A 14,303-nucleotide genomic window follows, 5' to 3' on the forward strand; every position below is an offset into this window, starting at 1 on the left:
ATTGCATAGATATCTTGACTCATTTTGGCTACCGAGCTAATTTTGTTTAACTTATTAGCAAAATTAGGAAATAATTTAAAGATCGAGACCCAAAGATTAAGTATATAAGCAGCATACAGTACTGGAGGCACAAAAGGAGATCACTGTGAATAAAATAAATTTTATGAAGACTATTATTATTACTTTGCTACTGCTTTCATATTATGCCGGACAAGGCCAAGAAAGCTTGGATAACGCGTATGAAAGATTCGAAAAATTGCTCCTTCACAAAATTGAGTACCCTGAACGACTCAAAGATCGATGTATTCCTACCGTTGCCCTTCTCTTAATCGATTTCAATCAATCGGGAGAAGTAGATACAATTAAGGTAACCGACAGTGCTTTTGATGAAATTTCAAAGCAGCTGAGCAACATAAAATCAATAGAAATTTTTGATGCATTATTTACCTATGCTACACAAGCGGGAGCGACAACCTGTCGTTTAGCCATTCCGCTTCATATTGATACCGAAGAGATGGGCTCTTGCGCATCGATTTTAATGAGTAACGATTTTACAAGGCTGACTTCCCTTGACGGAAACAGTTTGACAGGCAGCTACTTTATTTGTCCTATAGTCTATATGCGGCGGCTAACTGGATTCACTTATCAATCGTCAAACTAAACTTATTAAAATGAAAAAATGTATTTTGAGCACATTGCTCCTTTGTTTATCAGGAACGCTTTTTGCGCAGACAAGCTCAACGTCTTACAATAATTTCCATAAGTCAGTTATTTATTCGATCAGTTCTTATCCTGACAATATAATTGCTAATACTAATGTCAGTTTTCTGAAATTTCAATTAAATAAAGATAAGACCTTGGATCATGTAGAGTTTTCAGACAATACGAACCTGGAATTTAGGAATGAATTTGTGAAAAGATTTAAAGAGCTTAATTCGACAGCTCTTTACTCCTATTTGGCAGAGATGAATGTTAACGATAGAGCTATACTCATCCCTCTTCGGGTAAATGCGCCGTCAAAAACCAATACCCAAATTTCCAGCAAAGAATTTCAAATGCTGTATCTATTTAATGGAAAGCCTCTTTCATCAAGAGTATTTCTGTGTCCGGCCATACAAATTACTTTTTAAAATTTCGAAGTGTTCGATTGTTCACCTAGATGGATGACCAAACATTTCCCGGCAGCCCAATGTTAGTAGGTTTGGGTTTTGTTGTACAATAAAAAACGGAAAAGTTATTATACTAATCAAAATAGAAACAAAATTCCCTTACTTACTTGGGATTTGAGTCAGTTACAGCCGTTGTTATCCATTTTCCCAAACCATCATCTATACCTGTAAACTTGTAACGACTTTGACAAGATACACAATCAGCGGTTATTCAAATCGTACACGCTGGTATTTTAGATTCCTTTCACGTGGTTGAATAACCTTGAATTTTCGATACGTTTTCACGTAATCGAAAAGAAAATTGATCAATTCTTCTGCATTCGGTCCAAATTCATATTGCTGCATTTTTTTTTGATCAAATCCCACATCTTTATCGTCAACAAAAATGATATAGTCTTTTACAATTGTCTCGCTATTGACTGTCGAGTAACACCAAAACTCTGTCATGTACACATTGATTAAACTCCCGTCATCTTCAACTTCATAGACAAACGTTGCTTCTCCTTTTAAATTTTTTCTTGGAGACTTTACAACGAGTTTGCCACTTTCGTCAATTACTTTAATTGATGAAGCACTTTTCATCAATTCATTGTAAAGAGGGTATAACTTTTTTTTTCGGTTATATAGAAGCGAGTTCTCGAATGAATCCTGTGCGAACATCGATATACTCGAACACAAAAACAGGCCGAGGGTGATAATTTTTCTTAATATCATACTTAAGATTATTTGTCTATGTTTTATATCGTGAGCCTACCACACGATAGATTCCATAATAATGCTGTCGAAAGATTCGACATGAGTCTCTTGGTAGCTGTTGTAAATAGCATCTCCATTCATTTCCTCTTTAAATCCTTCCATAAGATGGTCGAAATCTATGATTGACCGGTACGTCCCTCCGCAAAATCAATGCTTCGCTGGACATACTGACCCCTGTAGTGAGGATTTTCTTAATCCAACTGATGACCCGACAATATTACTTCTTTTTTCTTAGACTTTCACCTTTAAGTCGATTCTGTAAGATCCATGGACAGTCTATCGAGTATTGCATCTGCAATTGTATCTTCTCCGATTACATCATACCAACTGGCCATAAGCAGTTGACTGGCAATTATGGCCGATGCCTTAGCGTGTCTATCTTCAATTATTTCCATCAGGTCCAGCCTTTGCTGCTGGTTTAGGTTTACCAGATTCTCTGTTATATACATATATACTTTTCGTATTCGAGCGAACGCCTATCAGCGGACTTGTCTATTGACACATTATTATGTAACTTTATAACAAAGTTATTTCAATTTATTTAGAGGGTAGGCGAGGTATTTCACTGATTCACCGGTAACAAACCAGACCATAATTTTCATCAACCATGAATACTACTTTTAGGGAAAAAGACGACAGCATGAACAACATACATATCGGACACAATATTAAACGTATCCGCGAGATACAGGGCATTAAACAGGAAGCCTTTGGACAGATGTGCCGCAGTCGGTATTCACAGCAGCGGATTTCCGATTTTGAAAATATGGTGGCACTTGATGAACCGCTATTGGCCGAACTTTCGACCGCACTGGGTGTCACTCCCGATTTCGTTAAATCCTTTAAGGATGACAATATAATCTATAATATTCAGAACAACAGTAATACATTTAATGACCATGCTATAGATCAAAGCCATAGTCAACATACAAAACCGACTTTCAACAATGACGGAGCAGAAAAGTTGATCGACTTGCTTGAAAAGTTTATCGAAGAAGACCGCGTTAAGACGCAGTCCATTGCTGAGTTGAGTAAGGCCGTGCTTGATCTTACCCTAGAAGTCAAAAAGCTGAAGGAAGAAAGATAGGCCTTTCAAAAAAATATTACATTTAAGGTGTGACCAGACGATGATCACACCTTTTGTTTTTTTTTAATTTTCATATAAACCGTTACAAGGAAGTTAGTGTTTTCGGAGCCTTAGCTTTCGCTTTACTTCCTCCGGCGAGATCGAATCGGTCGGAAGGTTCAAACGGATATCCAACAGGCCTGCACCCTTGTGTTGCTTTTCTCTGTGCGTTAATGCTATCGTATTCGGACCTTTACTTCTTCACCGACGCTTTGAGTTACAAATCTATTGTTAAATTTCGGAAAGCTCAGATTCTTCCGTAAGCGATACAGTGAAGACTTTTCTTAACCAATATCGCCCTTGTCGCGCATATAAGCTGATTGTAGGCTGTTAATTCGCTATTAAATACCGCTAACAATTCGAGTTAGAATCTGGGAGACAGTATACCAAGATATCGTAAGCTGGCTACATCAGCATTTAAACTTACGAGATATTGCGTAGAATAAAATATGCCAGTATACTAAGCCCTACCAGCTTAATGGCATATTCGCCAAATAGGATCTTGCGCCATTCTAATAACTGAGGAGAGGGTTCATGGATGAATCGAAATGCAAAACCTATTGCCAAATACGGAATAAATGGCAGAAGGAGTGCATTATGCTGAAAGGCCCTCCGCACATCGCCATGCAAAAGTGCGTGGATAGCACGTTGCGAACCACATCCTGGACACTCTAAGCCGGTCAGTGCCTTCATCGGACATCTCGGAAACCAGCCATGGGCGCTCGGGTCAAATGTATAATAGATATAGACTACCCCGCACATCGCCATTCCACCGAGAAGATACCATGGCCAATATCGTCTCTGCAACAACATTTAGTAATCTCCCGAACCGCTTAGGATCGCTCCAAAAAAAGCTACACCAAATATCAGGAAGTATAGGATCCACAAGGCGATACAAGCCCCCACATTGATCCACATCCACTTCTTGGCATTCGCTGAATCCCGAGTCGCACCTAAATAGTCGCCGGCGTAAAATTTTTTTTCCACGCGCGAGGCATAAACTATAGACGGAATACCCAATGGCCAACAACAAAAAATCGTCGTTAAAATGGTTTCGATCAAATAGGTCTTCGGCGGTTGATTCGGTTGCTGGCCAAAAGGAATTGCAGGTGTGCCGGAAAACTGTGGAGGCGTTTGAGGCGTCGCCGTAAAGTAGGGTTGCCCCTCCTGGGCAAACAGTCCAGTTAGCTCCGGCACATTTTTGGCCTGCACCCAACTAGGCATACCTTCTGTCCAAACATAGGTCTCCCGTGTCAATCCCTTGCTTTGTAATTCCTCTACGGAAAACGGTCCAAATGTATTGACTCCGTCTGTATAGTGATATTTTTGCATCTCCATTTGTATATTCCCATAAACTTAGATAAAGTTTGTTTCATATACAATAGAAAATTTCAGTGAAATAGCAGCAATTTATGTATTCTTGTACCTATAAGTGGGATAAGACAAGAAAAAAGGGTAAAACAGGTTATTCAATGGAAGCGCATAAAATTTGGTTAGTAAGCATTGTATTTTTAATTGGCACGCTGTTAATTTGGTATGTCTTTAAATATGTAGGAAACAAGCGTTATCGCAATACACGTATCGCAGAAACCACATTTATCCGTACCACACTCGCCAACCAAGTCACATTTTTTAAGCACCTCCGTTCAGATGCCCAGGACATCTTTTTACAACGCGTCGTATATTTCTTGACCACTACCAAGATTTCTGCCGAAAAAGGCGCACGTATAACAGATACTGACCGTGTACTGGTAGCGGCCAGTGCCACTATTCCGCTTTTTCATTTCGAAAAATGGTCGTATGAGAATTTGGATGAAGTCATCCTTTATCCGGGGACATTCAACGAACGTTACGATACCGACCATCCAGAAAATCTCATTCTTGGTATGGTGGGCGACGGCGTCATGAACCGCAAGATGATTATTTCGCTACCCTCCCTTCGTGCAGGCTTCTCACCAAGTGCCACATCCAATACCGCGATTCATGAATTCGTTCATCTCATCGACAAAGCGGATGGGGAAGTAGATGGAATTCCGGAATACTTGATCCCAAAAGAACTTATTCAACCTTGGCTAAAGGAGATGCATCGCACAATCGCCCGTATCCGCCATGATAAATCTGATATCCGTGATTATGCCGCAACCAATGAAGCCGAGTTTCTCGCCGTTGTATCCGAATACTTCTTCCAGAAGCCGAAAATGCTACAGGAAGATCATCCTGCGCTATACGCACTATTGGATGAAATATATAATAAACAATCGAACGAACCTTTATCTTAAAACAGCCTGTCTTCATCCTGAATAACGAAAAAGCCCTGAATGACTTCAGGGCTTTTATATATAATTAAGACAAAGCTTACATCATACCTGGCATACCGCCACCCATAGGAGGAGCGCCAGCAGCAGGAGCATTTTCTTCCGGTTCGTCAGCTAATACACATTCTGTAGTCAATAACATAGAAGCAACAGAAGCTGCATTTTCCAACGCTACACGTGAAACTTTTGTAGGATCGATAACACCTGCACCAATCAAGTTCTCATAAGCATCTGTGCGTGCATTATAACCGAAGTCACCAGAACCTTCTTTCACTTTCTGAACAACTACTGCACCTTCGATACCTGCATTGTTACAGATTTGACGAAGCGGCTCTTCGATAGCACGTTTAATGATTTCGATACCGATCGTTTCATCTTCATTAGCACCTTTTAGGTCAGCCAATGCATCTGTAGCACGAATGAACGCTACACCACCACCGGCAACGATACCTTCTTCAACCGCAGCACGGGTTGCATGTAATGCATCGTCCACGCGATCTTTCTTTTCTTTCATTTCAACTTCCGTTGTCGCGCCCACATAAAGTACCGCAACACCGCCTGATAATTTAGCCAAACGCTCTTGCAATTTCTCCCGATCATAATCCGAAGTTGTTGTTTCGATCTGCGCACGGATCTGCGCCACGCGAGCCTTGATATCTTCTACATTGCCTGATCCATTGATGATCGTTGTGTTATCTTTATCTACAACAACTTTCTCCGCTTGACCTAAGTAAGAAAGCTCAGCATTTTCAAGTTTATACCCGCGTTCTTCTGAGATTACGGTACCACCTGTTAAAATAGCGATATCTTCCAACATGGCTTTACGACGATCTCCAAATCCAGGAGCTTTAACAGCAGCCACTTTCAAAGAACCACGGATTTTGTTAACAACTAACGTCGCCAAAGCTTCACCGTCCAAATCTTCAGCGATGATCAACAACGGCTTACCAGTTTGCACTTGCTTTTCTAGAATAGGCAATAGCTCTTTCATATTGCTGATCTTCTTATCGTAGATCAGAATGTATGGGCTATCCAATTCCGCCTCCATTTTATCAGAATTGGTTACAAAATAAGGAGACAAATAACCGCGGTCAAATTGCATACCTTCAACCGTTTTCACTTCTGTTTCGGTACCTTTCGCTTCTTCTACCGTGATCACACCATCATTACCCACTTTCTCCATCGCTTCTGCGATCAACGCTCCGATTACATCATCGTTATTTGCTGAGATCGTTGCGACTTGTTTAATTTTATTGTTGTCAGCACCCACAACTTGTGATTGCGACTTAAGATTTCCTACGACAGCTGCAACAGCCTTATCGATACCACGCTTAAGATCCATTGGATTTGCACCAGCAGCAACCGATTTCAACCCTGGAGCAACGATAGCCTGTGCCAATACGGTAGCAGTTGTCGTACCATCACCAGCTTGATCCGCGGTTTTGGAAGCAACCTCTTTTACCATTTGCGCACCCATATTCTCCAATGCATCTTTAAGCTCAATTTCTTTCGCCACAGACACACCATCTTTCGTAATCATCGGAGAACCGAATTTCTTCTCGATAATCACATTACGACCTTTTGGTCCTAACGTTACTTTTACTGCATTTGCCAACGTATCTACACCTTTTTTTAGTGCGTCACGCGCTTCTACGTTATATCTTACTTGTTTTGCCATGTTTTTTTACTATTTGCTAGAAGAGGAAGTTACTTCCAAATTTTAACTTTTGTTACTAAACTCAATGATTAACTTACAGTACTGCGTAAATATCAGATTCACGCATAATTAAATATTCTTTACCCTCATAAGTGATCTCCGTACCTGCGTACTTGCCGTACAATACTTTGTCACCCACTTGAACAGTAAGAGGTTCCTCCGGTTTTCCAGTACCTACTGCAACGATCGTACCTTGAGAAGGTTTTTCTTTTGCGGTGTCTGGAATGTAAATTCCTGATGCTGTTTTTTCTTCTGCAGGAGCTGCTTCTACCACAACTCTGTCTCCGATAGGTTTAATACTTAATGCCATAATTATTTAGTTTTATTTTTTATTTAACGTATAATTCTTCAGTTCCTTATCACCAATTATGCCAAATAGAAAAGAACGACATTTGTTGCCATTTTTTCACTGTATATGCTTCAAAAAGTGACATCCTTCTGCCCGGGCTGTGTCATCCTGTCATTGTTTAGTCAGCAACGACGTATATAGTCCATCAGCACTTCTTGCGAAATAGACATTCCAAGGCGATAAAAACAAAGAAGCCCTGTACATGTCGTACAGGGCTTCTTTGTTTTTATCCATGACAGCAGGCTACTTGGATGAATCTGCAGGAGCAGGTGTAGCCGCCGGAGTTTGCTGTTGCTGTTGTTGTGCAGGTCCATTTAAATTTAAGGGCGAAGTCTGCACCGGAGCTTCAATTTGATCGCCTAAACCACCAGCCTTATTCCCGGCAGATGGACCAACGATATTGATGGCCAAGCAGAAGACCATAAGTGCAATGGCTAATCCCCATGTGCCCTTTTCTAAAAAGTCACCTGTACGTTGTACCCCCATTAAGTTTGAGCTACCTGCGAATCCTGATGACAAACCACCTCCTTTAGGGTTTTGAATCAAAACGATAAGTGTCAATAATACACTCACCAATACAATCAGGATAATCAAAAAAGTTTGCATTTCTGTATGTTGTTAATATAGTTTTTCTTCTAATTCCTTAATTCGGGTCGCAAAATACGATTTTTTTTCTGGAAATCTCAAAATTAATTTTTTATAGACTTCAATCGCTTTTACGTACATCGCCTGATCGGCATAAATGTTTGCTAGTGTCTCCGTCACGAGGTCAAATTGCTCCTCCGAACTCTTTCTTGCTTTATTTTCGGTGTTCAAATTCTCCGCTGGCGGTGGTTGAATTTGAGGTTCTTCCCGTATGAAACGTTCAATCACCTCTGCCGTTTTATCGTTCCGCGCGTAGGGAGCCGATTTGTGCTTCACCTCTTCACTGAGCTTGTCTTCCGGATTTTGCAAATGGATAATATGTTCACGGATCTGTTGATCCAATATAATCTTATCGAGCTCTTCGGGATCAAAGGCCGACTTATTATTGACAGGCAAGTGTGGGCTGGCAAAAGGCTGATAGGTATCCGCATATTCCAAACGGGTCTTATGGAGCCACCATCGGAAACTATACGGCATCAGCTCATCGTTGTACAAACTGATATCCTCCTCTTGGCGATCTACCTGTTGATCGTCTACCGTATCTATAACAGGCTCATCTATGCGCTGCTCCCGCGCATGCAGAGCAAAATAATCACCTCCACCAATACCCTCTCTAACAAGGGTTTCCAACACATGCTGATCTTCCTGCCCGTCTTGCTCTACAGGAACGTCGTCCTGCATGGTCTCACCGGTTACGGGCACGTCGGTCGTATCGATGTCCGCCGAAAAATCGCTCGGAGCGTCGGCGTCCGCCTCGGGCGCTTCTACGTGTTCTGTCGCGACACCCACGGGAGCGTGCGTCGTAGCATCTGATTCCGAGGTAAACGTGAACTCCTCAAAAGGGACATAATCATCATCGACGACATCCACCACAGGTATATCATGTACCGGCAACTGTACATATTCATACAACCAATTCGGACTGCTGGCCAAGAGAATGGCCCGGCTTCCTAGGCTATTTAATTCTCCTTGTAAGAACCTACGTCTTTCCCAGGCAAAATGCAACGGCTGTGAGTAAGGGTATTTACGAAGCAATATATCAAAATCATCGACGGTTAGTCCCTGAGGATTGACCAGCGCATCATGATACAATTGCTTTAATGAACGTCCTTGATTTTCCATATACGATCCTACCAGTTAGCAAACGCCCTATTATAGATATCTTCGGTCAATAACTTGATTATCTCCCTATTTAACGTCTCTTCTTGTGCCTGAACGGTACCTGAAAACTCTCTAAATTGCGTAAATGATTGCTCAAAGTTGCTTTCACCGGTTTCGTCTAACCGGTTAGTGTATTTTACCTTGACGGTGATGGTCAGCCGGTTTAGCGCAGCGCGGTCCGAATTTGCCTCTACCGCAGCTGGCGTAATATCATACCCTGTAATCACCCCTTCAAACAGTGCATCCGCGTCTCCATTCACCTGGCTCAAGCGGGATTGGTTACGGATACGCTCTTTCAAGCCCTCCGTAAAATTTTGGCTTAGCGTGGCATATACCATGGGCGCAATGTTCTCAAAAAACTGAACGTTAACCGTTTTCATATTTTCAGGAATCGAGCCCCCGCTAAAACTATATTTTACACCACAGCCCGACACCATCAGACAGCAAACAACGATCAATACGGAACCAAATTTTTGCATAATAGTGGTTTACTAATCCAAATTTAAGTCTTTAATTTTTCTATACAGGGTCCGCTCCGAAATGCCCAACTCCCGAGCTGCAGCCTTACGCTTCCCTTTATGTTTTTTCAGTGCTTTTTTTATCAAGTCAGACTCCTTGTCGACCAAAGATAGAGATTCCTCTACTTCCTCCGCATCTTGTGTTTCATACGCCATATAATCGTTATTGACTTTTGGCCCCTGATGATTGGGATTGTGTATGGTCAACGTGTGCTGAGGTGCTTCTTCGCCCAAGTAGGCAGACGATGGTGTCACTTCATTATAAAGCTGATTGATATAAGGAGAATTCTCTTCAAACGTCCGTGGATTAACTCCATTTTGGATCAGCTCCACGACTAATTTTTTCAGGTCCACCATATCTTTCTTCATATCGAACAAGACCTTGTACAGCAAGTCCCGTTCAGAAAAATCCTCCTTTGCCGACTCTTTAACGAACACCGGAAGAGACGACACTTGTTCTACAGGCAAGTATTTAGTTAAAATAGCGGCGTCAACGATCCGCTCTTTTTCCAATACGGCAATCTGTTCGGCGATATTTTTAAGTTGCCGCACATTGCCCGGCCAACTGTAATTCATGAGCATATCCTGCGCATCTGGCGTTAGCTGCACTCCTGGAGTTCTGTATTTGTCCGAAAAATCAACAATAAATTTTCGAAACAGCAAATTTATATCTTCTTTTCGCTCGCGTAAGGATGGTATACGTAAAGGAACCGTATTCAAGCGATAATACAGATCCTCACGGAACTTACCTTTTTTGACGGCTTCATAAACATCCACATTCGTTGCCGCCACCACACGGACATTCGTTTTTTGCACCTTGGAAGAACCCACACGAATATATTCGCCAGTCTCCAGCACCCGTAACAGACGAGCCTGCGTGCCCAACGGCAATTCTCCTACTTCGTCCAAAAATATCGTTCCTCCGTCCACGACTTCAAAATATCCTTTCCGGGCCTCATGCGCCCCCGTAAACGAACCTTTCTCATGACCGAACAACTCCGAGTCTATCGTTCCTTCTGGAATCGCACCACAGTTCACCGCAATAAAGGATCCATGCTTACGCGCACTCAGTTGATGGATAATATGCGAAAACACCTCTTTTCCCGACCCGCTCTCACCTTGAATTAAAACAGAAATGTCCGTAGGTGCAACCTGCTTGGCTACATCGATAGCTCTATTCAACAAAGGCGAGTTACCAATGATTCCAAACCTATTCTTAACGTCTTGAATATCCACGATAGTTCCTCTTATTACAAGTTAGTCGATAATTTTACCCATTAGTGTTGCGGAAGTACAGCGCTCGGCGAGTACATGTACATATTGCCCTGGTTTAAAACGTTCATCAACAGGGAATACCACCATCGTGTTTTGATCGTTACGACCGCAGTAATCCTGATCCGACCGTTTGGAAAATCCCTCGATCAGTACCTTATGCACTTTTCCGACAAAATTCTGCAACCGATATAAACTATGTTCTTGCTGCTTATTGACCACTTCCGTCAACCGTCTCTTTTTTACTTCTTCCGGGATATCATCCTCGTAGCGTTTTGCGGCCAAGGTACCCGGACGTTCAGAATAGGCAAACATATAGGCAAAATCATATTTTACATAATCCATCATCGATAATGTTTCTTGATGTTCCTCCTCGGTTTCTGTACAAAAGCCCGTAATGACATCCGTTGAGATCCCGCAGGCTGGAATAATCCGGCGGATAGCATCCACCCGCTCCATATACCATGCCCGGTCATACGTACGGTTCATGAGCTCCAACACCCTAGAGTTTCCAGACTGTACAGGCAAATGTATATACTTACAAATATTATCGTAACGTGCCATGGTATGCAACACTTCATCGGTAATATCCTTTGGATGCGATGTAGAGAAGCGCACCCGTAGTTCGGGACTCACCTCAGCAACCAATGCCAACAATTGCGCGAAGTTCACCGTTGGCTTCTGCTCCTCTCCCTCGGCAGCAGGTGCCGTATACTTATACGAATCGACATTCTGTCCAAGCAGCGTGACTTCGCGGTAACCGGACTGAAACAAATCCTGCGCTTCCTTTACAATAGAATACGCATCCCGGCTGCGTTCCCGTCCTCTGGTGAACGGAACAACGCAAAACGAACACATGTTGTCACAACCGCGCATAATGGATATAAATGCCGATATCCCATTCGAGTTTAACCGAACAGGATTAATATCTGCATAGGTTTCCTCACGGGACAACAAGACATTGACGGCTTTGCTTCCATCATCTACTTTGTCGATCAGATTCGGCAAATCCCGATACGCATCAGGCCCAACAACTACATCCACCAATTTCTCTTCTTCCAGAAATTTTGACTTAAGACGCTCAGCCATACAGCCCAACACCCCAACGATCATACCTGGATTTTTCGACTTGGCCGACTCGAACTCCTTCAGCCGGTTACGAACGCGTTGCTCCGCATTCTCACGGATCGAACACGTATTAATAAACACAACGTCGGCTTCCTTATAATCTTTCGTCGTTTCGAAACCATTGTCCAATAAAATAGAAGCAACAATTTCACTATCCGAAAAATTCATCTGACAGCCATAGCTCTCTATATACAACTTTCTTCCCGTCGACTTACCCGTAGCAAGCATATCCAAAGCCTCTCCTTGACGCGATTCATCGTGCGTTTTCGTGGTATGTTCTAATTCTAGCATGGTTCAATTTAAAAGACTACAAAGTTAACAATAAAAACTTACATTGATGACACTTTGGCAGAGCATGACCAAAATTTAACACTACCTCAAGAAGCATGGATGCACTGAAGATCTTCAAACGGATTCTGATCCTCCGGTCCGCCTACACCAGCTCCCATGAGAACGCATTGTTCAATTCGGACCGGCCATAGCTAGGAAGCTTTTGATAGGTACAAACACCGGCACGAAAAAAAGAGCCACCTTTCGGATAGCTCTCTTCAGAAAAACAATATATTGAATCTATTTATTTACCTGCTTGTGATTGTGCATCTTCAATCATTTTATCGCCAGCAACGATCACGATTTCCACCCGGCGATTTTCCGCACGTCCGGCATCTGTATCATTCGAGGCAAGTGGCTCTGAATAGTTCTTACCTTCTGTTTTGATACGGCCTCCACTCAACCCTTGTGAAACAGCATACGCTTTAACAGACGCTGCACGAGACTCGGACACCTTTTGGTTGGCAGCCAACGTTCCTACGTTGTCTGTATGACCAATAACCAAAATTTCAGTGCCTGGTTCTTTATTTAGCGTTTCTACCAGTTTTGCAATATTCGTTTTCGCTGTAGACTTCAGCGTAGAACTATTGAAATCAAATAGAATACCTTCATCGAATTTCACAATGATACCCTCATCAGCTTTTATAACTTCGGCTCCGGCAACCGTATTTTCAATTTCCTTTGCTTGCTTATCCATCTTCTTTCCGATCAATCCACCGGCCACACCCCCAATAGCAGCACCCGCAATTGCACCTACGGCCGTGTTACCCGCCTTACCGCCGATTAATGCCCCAAGGCCAGCTCCAGCCGCGGTACCGATAACTGCACCTTTTGTTGTACTATTTGTGTTTTGTATTGTCGAACAACTCGCGAACAACATCGCCGATGTTGCCACGGATAAGCCGTAAATAGCTATTTTTTTATTCATTTTCATAATCAAATTTTCTATGTGTGATATCTACTTATTAGTTGAATAAACAAAGTAAATGCCAAACTAGAAAATACACATACAAATCGCTCGAAATCTAATGCTTTTTATTTTTCTTGTGGAGGAATTTCTAGTTTTGGTAAACGCGATGAGCGAGGACGTCCATTTTTATTCCATGCCTCTAACGACGTTTTCACGTAGTTCATAAAGTCATACTGCCCCCAATGTTCGATCATACTAAAAGATGGACGGTACAAATCCATAAAAGACTGCAATTCATCCCCTTCCAGCTCTGTCAACGCACTTACCGATGTCTTGTTAAAAACACGGTCAACCTTTGTTTCTTCTAACTCCCGATCCATCATCTTCGCAAAACGCTTCGCATTTTTAGCATCGCGACCAAAAAGATTATACAACGCGGTTGCTGGGCTACCAACATATGTGCCAAAGGTATTCTTTCCCCCGTTGTAAACTCCCTTTTTCCGATAGTCGTCCAACATGTCCCGCATTTCCGCCTCCTTACTCATCCGGCTCACAACGACAGTCTCAATAGTCAACCCTTGTTGCATCTCGATAAGAATATCTTCTTGAGTATATAACACCGTTTTTACCGGTCCATACCCCGTCTTCGAAAAAGAAAGACTATCGCCTACTGATGCTTCGATAATAAACACGCCAAACGTATTCGTTTGTGCACGTCGCTTCGTCCGTAGATTCGTTACATTGACATCCGCCAGCCGGGTTGCCCCCCCTTTCTCCACAACGATCCCCGACAGCCCGCTCGATTGTGCGGATACCTGCCCTATGCCTCCAACGAAGAACAACAAGCTTCCAATGAGCAGATAGATATATTTAATTTTCAAGTACATTCGGCTAAAATTAACAAATG

General features: G+C 42.4%; 17 protein-coding genes. 4 read left to right on the forward strand and 13 right to left on the reverse strand.

All coding sequences use genetic code 11. The features are described 5' to 3' along the window. The first annotated feature begins 163 nt into the window (after positions 1-163). On the forward strand, positions 164-661 hold the full coding sequence (locus tag ACFSR5_RS19495; RefSeq protein WP_380906172.1) for a hypothetical protein: 498 nt from the start codon (positions 164-166) through the stop codon (positions 659-661). A gap of 10 nt (positions 662-671) precedes the next feature. Further along, positions 672-1,130: a hypothetical protein gene (locus tag ACFSR5_RS19500; protein WP_380906173.1), complete on the forward strand. Its 459-nt coding sequence runs from the start codon at positions 672-674 to the stop codon at positions 1,128-1,130. 246 nt (positions 1,131-1,376) lie between these two features. Here ACFSR5_RS19500 and ACFSR5_RS19505 read toward each other — a convergent pair whose 3' ends face one another. Together ACFSR5_RS19505 and ACFSR5_RS19510 are read right to left on the reverse strand one after the other, a co-directional pair. After that, entirely contained in the window at positions 1,377-1,883 is a 507-nt protein-coding gene (locus ACFSR5_RS19505; RefSeq protein ID WP_380906175.1) for a hypothetical protein, read from the reverse strand. Positions 1,884-2,170: 287 nt separating this feature from the next. Then, positions 2,171-2,374 carry an ATP-binding protein gene (locus ACFSR5_RS19510; RefSeq protein ID WP_380906177.1) on the reverse strand — a complete coding sequence of 68 codons (204 nt, stop codon included), beginning with the start codon at positions 2,372-2,374 and terminating at the stop codon, positions 2,171-2,173. 158 nt (positions 2,375-2,532) lie between these two features. Between ACFSR5_RS19510 and ACFSR5_RS19515 the strand changes: the two genes are divergently transcribed. After that, on the forward strand, positions 2,533-3,012 hold the full coding sequence (locus ACFSR5_RS19515) for a helix-turn-helix domain-containing protein (protein ID WP_380906179.1): 480 nt from the start codon (positions 2,533-2,535) through the stop codon (positions 3,010-3,012). A gap of 462 nt (positions 3,013-3,474) precedes the next feature. Here ACFSR5_RS19515 and ACFSR5_RS19520 read toward each other — a convergent pair whose 3' ends face one another. Together ACFSR5_RS19520 and ACFSR5_RS19525 are read right to left on the reverse strand one after the other, a co-directional pair. Then, positions 3,475-3,864: a DUF2752 domain-containing protein gene (locus ACFSR5_RS19520; RefSeq protein ID WP_380906181.1), complete on the reverse strand. Its 390-nt coding sequence runs from the start codon at positions 3,862-3,864 to the stop codon at positions 3,475-3,477. Further along, positions 3,865-4,383, reverse strand: coding sequence for a CD225/dispanin family protein (locus ACFSR5_RS19525; RefSeq protein WP_380906183.1), 519 nt, complete (start codon positions 4,381-4,383; stop codon positions 3,865-3,867). A gap of 140 nt (positions 4,384-4,523) precedes the next feature. Between ACFSR5_RS19525 and ACFSR5_RS19530 the strand changes: the two genes are divergently transcribed. Continuing rightward, the gene (locus tag ACFSR5_RS19530; protein WP_380906184.1) at positions 4,524-5,330 is read left to right on the forward strand and encodes a M90 family metallopeptidase; all 807 of its coding nucleotides are present in this window, start codon (positions 4,524-4,526) and stop codon (positions 5,328-5,330) included. Between the two features lie 76 nt (positions 5,331-5,406). Here ACFSR5_RS19530 and groL read toward each other — a convergent pair whose 3' ends face one another. The 9 genes from groL to ACFSR5_RS19575 all read right to left on the reverse strand — a co-directional run bounded on the left by groL (position 5,407) and on the right by ACFSR5_RS19575 (position 14,283). Further along, positions 5,407-7,044, reverse strand: coding sequence for a chaperonin GroEL (gene groL, locus ACFSR5_RS19535; RefSeq protein WP_380906187.1), 1,638 nt, complete (start codon positions 7,042-7,044; stop codon positions 5,407-5,409). A gap of 73 nt (positions 7,045-7,117) precedes the next feature. After that, positions 7,118-7,393 carry a co-chaperone GroES gene (locus ACFSR5_RS19540; protein WP_380906188.1) on the reverse strand — a complete coding sequence of 92 codons (276 nt, stop codon included), beginning with the start codon at positions 7,391-7,393 and terminating at the stop codon, positions 7,118-7,120. A gap of 282 nt (positions 7,394-7,675) precedes the next feature. Then, the gene (gene secG / locus ACFSR5_RS19545) at positions 7,676-8,038 is read right to left on the reverse strand and encodes a preprotein translocase subunit SecG (protein ID WP_380906189.1); all 363 of its coding nucleotides are present in this window, start codon (positions 8,036-8,038) and stop codon (positions 7,676-7,678) included. A 12-nt stretch (positions 8,039-8,050) separates the two neighbouring features. Next, positions 8,051-9,199: a hypothetical protein gene (locus tag ACFSR5_RS19550; RefSeq protein ID WP_380906190.1), complete on the reverse strand. Its 1,149-nt coding sequence runs from the start codon at positions 9,197-9,199 to the stop codon at positions 8,051-8,053. An 8-nt stretch (positions 9,200-9,207) separates the two neighbouring features. Next, positions 9,208-9,717, reverse strand: coding sequence for an LptE family protein (locus ACFSR5_RS19555; RefSeq protein WP_380906191.1), 510 nt, complete (start codon positions 9,715-9,717; stop codon positions 9,208-9,210). Between the two features lie 12 nt (positions 9,718-9,729). Further along, a complete protein-coding gene (locus tag ACFSR5_RS19560; protein WP_380906192.1) occupies positions 9,730-10,992 on the reverse strand; it encodes a sigma 54-interacting transcriptional regulator in 1,263 nt (420 codons plus the stop codon). 21 nt (positions 10,993-11,013) lie between these two features. Then, the gene (gene miaB / locus ACFSR5_RS19565; RefSeq protein WP_380906193.1) at positions 11,014-12,447 is read right to left on the reverse strand and encodes a tRNA (N6-isopentenyl adenosine(37)-C2)-methylthiotransferase MiaB; all 1,434 of its coding nucleotides are present in this window, start codon (positions 12,445-12,447) and stop codon (positions 11,014-11,016) included. 283 nt (positions 12,448-12,730) lie between these two features. Further along, a complete protein-coding gene (locus tag ACFSR5_RS19570; RefSeq protein WP_380906195.1) occupies positions 12,731-13,426 on the reverse strand; it encodes an OmpA family protein in 696 nt (231 codons plus the stop codon). A gap of 95 nt (positions 13,427-13,521) precedes the next feature. Then, positions 13,522-14,283: a hypothetical protein gene (locus ACFSR5_RS19575; RefSeq protein WP_380906197.1), complete on the reverse strand. Its 762-nt coding sequence runs from the start codon at positions 14,281-14,283 to the stop codon at positions 13,522-13,524. Between the last annotated feature and the right edge of the window lie 20 nt (positions 14,284-14,303).

Origin of the sequence: Sphingobacterium suaedae, from assembly GCF_042684625.1 — a bacterium.
In the GTDB taxonomy this organism is placed as follows: domain Bacteria; phylum Bacteroidota; class Bacteroidia; order Sphingobacteriales; family Sphingobacteriaceae; genus Sphingobacterium; species Sphingobacterium suaedae.